Genomic DNA, 1,586 nt, shown 5'->3' with positions numbered 1-1,586 from the left:
GCGCTGGTCTTCCCGCTGACCTATGTCACGGGACCCAGCGGCAGCGGGAAGACCAGCGCCCTGCGCGCGTACGAGGCGCTCGCGCGGCTCGGCGCGGGTGCCGAACTCATCGACGTCTTCGACGACCCCGTGGCCTGTGTGCCGGAGCGCGCCCGCGCCGATCCGCAGCGGCGGCGCGGATTCCGCATCGGCTGCTCGGTCGAGGGGCCCGCGGGCACCGTCCGCCTCGACCTCGCCGTCCAGGCCGAGCCCGAACTGCGCGTCGTGGGGGAGCGGCTGACCCTCGGCGGCCTCGTCCTCCTGGAGACCGCGCTGCGCGACCCGGGGCGGCCCGTGGTCCAGGCGGCCTGGCACACGGCGGGCACGGCGCCCGTGACACGGGCCCCGATGCCCGACGACCGGCTCGGCACGGCGCTCGTACCGCTGCGCGTGGCGGGCTCGACGGACGGGCAGCGCCTGGTGCTCGCCGCCGCCGAACAGGTCGTGGTGGCGCTCCGCTCGGCCTTCGCCTGCGACCCGCGGCCCGGCCGGATGCGCGCCCCGGTGCCCGCCGGGCTCATCGGCGCGGGGCGGCTCCTCGGCGGCTGCGACAACCTCGCCGAGGTCCTGTGGCGCACCCGGGCCGAGTGCGCGGGGCGGCACGCCGCACTCGTCTCCGCCCTGCGCGACGGCTGCGCGGGGCCGGTTGCCGACGTCTTCGCCGAGGAGGCCGAGGACGGTTCGGTCGCGGCCTTCGTGGACCGGGGTGACGGCGTGCGGACCCCGCTCGCGCGCCTGGGCGACGGCGAGCTGCGCTTTCTGGCGCTGACGCTGGTGCTGCTCACCGGCCCCGGGGTGCTCGCCGTCGATCCGGCGGCCGAGGTGCCGGAGGCCTGCCAGACCCTCACGGTCCTCGCCGACGGCCTCGACCACCGCCTGGACGCCCGGCAGTTCCGCGCGCTCGGCGAACTGGCGGCGCACACCTGCGCACGCGGCCACATCCGCCTGGTCGGTGCCGTACGGGACGGCGCGAGCGCGGCCCGCGTCCCCGGCGCCACGGTGGTAGACCTTGAGCCGTGACGGATGAACGTGATGTACAGGGGCTCCAGCGCAGGCTGGCCGAGTTCGCGGCGGCCCGCGACTGGGGGCGCTACCACACCCCGAAGAACCTGGCCGCCGCGCTGAGCGTGGAGGCGTCGGAACTGGTCGAGATCTTCCAGTGGTTGACGCCGGAGGAGTCGGAGCGCGTGATGGCGAGCCCGGACACCGCGCACCGGGTGACGGACGAGGTCGCCGACGTCCTCGCCTACCTCCTCCAGTTCTGCGAGGTCCTGGGGATCGACCCGCTGGCCGCGCTCGACGCGAAGATCGACAGGAACGAGCGGCGGTTTCCGGTGACGGGGGGCTGACGGCGGCGGTTTACGGCGACGGGGGCTGACGGCGGCGGTTTCCGGCTGGGGGGAGCCTGAAGGCGCCCTGCTTGAACGCCGTGTCCCGCAATTTCGTCACTCTACGSAGTTACCGACTTGTCCAAACTCGCTTGGTTGTCCACAGATTTCCGGTCTCCCCTGGCTTTTCGCCCGGATGGGTATCACTCTGGGTAGTGG

At 74.3% G+C, this 1,586-nt stretch carries 2 protein-coding genes; both read left to right on the top strand.

What is annotated here, in order from left to right; translation table 11 throughout:
* On the top strand, window positions 1–1,059 hold a 1,059-nt coding region (locus AB8Z36_RS40450; protein WP_369218339.1), incomplete at its 5' end, for an AAA family ATPase.
* Window positions 1,056–1,388 carry a nucleotide pyrophosphohydrolase gene (locus AB8Z36_RS40445; RefSeq protein WP_369218338.1) on the top strand — a complete coding sequence of 111 codons (333 nt, stop codon included), beginning with the start codon at window positions 1,056–1,058 and terminating at the stop codon, window positions 1,386–1,388. The genes AB8Z36_RS40450 and AB8Z36_RS40445, both read left to right, overlap by 4 nt.
* The last annotated feature ends 198 nt before the right edge of the window (window positions 1,389–1,586 follow it).

The sequence above is a fragment of the Streptomyces flavofungini genome, assembly GCF_041028215.1.
GTDB lineage: Bacteria > Actinomycetota > Actinomycetes > Streptomycetales > Streptomycetaceae > Streptomyces > Streptomyces flavofungini_B.
Note: the sequence above shows the minus strand (reverse complement) of the source record. Positions and strands in the feature narration are given on the sequence as shown.